At 66.0% G+C, this 854-nt stretch carries 1 protein-coding gene; it reads left to right on the top strand.

Annotation, left to right across the window (positions count from 1 at the left end; translation table 11 throughout):
- The coding region (locus tag IH45_RS0142640) for a toprim domain-containing protein (protein ID WP_030682614.1) at positions 1-854 on the top strand (854 nt) is incomplete at both ends.

The following is an 854-nucleotide window of genomic DNA, read 5'->3' as shown; positions in this document are numbered from 1 at the left end:
TACTCCTTCGCCAACACGATCCACACGCATGAGGGCGGTACGCACGAGGAGGGCTTCCGCGCGGCGCTGACGGGTCTGATCAACCGTTACGCCCGGGACAAGAAGCTGCTGCGGGAGAAGGACGACAACCTCACGGGTGAGGACATCCGCGAGGGTCTGACGGCGATCATCTCGGTCAAGCTCGGTGAGCCGCAGTTCGAGGGCCAGACCAAGACGAAGCTGGGCAACACCGAGGCCAAGACGTTCGTGCAGAAGGTGGTCCACGAGCACCTGACGGACTGGCTGGACCGCAACCCGAACGAGGCCGCGGACATCATCCGCAAGGGCATCCAGGCCGCCACCGCCCGGGTGGCGGCCCGCAAGGCCCGGGACCTGACCCGCCGCAAGGGCCTGCTGGAGACCGCGTCGCTGCCCGGCAAGCTCTCGGACTGCCAGTCCAACGACCCCACCAAGTGCGAGATCTTCATCGTCGAGGGTGACTCCGCCGGCGGCTCGGCCAAGTCCGGCCGCGACCCGCAGTACCAGGCCATCCTGCCGATCCGCGGCAAGATCCTGAACGTGGAGAAGGCGCGGGTCGACAAGATCCTGCACAACAACGAGGTGCAGGCGCTGATCTCCGCCTTCGGTACCGGGGTCCACGAGGACTTCGACATCGACAAGCTCCGCTACCACAAGATCATCCTGATGGCGGACGCCGACGTCGACGGCCAGCACATCAACACCCTGCTGCTCACCTTCCTCTTCCGCTTCATGCGGCCGCTGGTGGAAGCCGGGCACGTCTACCTCTCCCGCCCCCCGCTCTACAAGATCAAGTGGGGCCGCGACGACCACGAGTACGCCTACTCCGACCGGGA

Source organism: Streptomyces rimosus subsp. rimosus, assembly GCF_000720725.1.
Taxonomy (GTDB): domain Bacteria; phylum Actinomycetota; class Actinomycetes; order Streptomycetales; family Streptomycetaceae; genus Streptomyces; species Streptomyces rimosus_A.
Note: the sequence above shows the minus strand (reverse complement) of the source record. Positions and strands in the feature narration are given on the sequence as shown.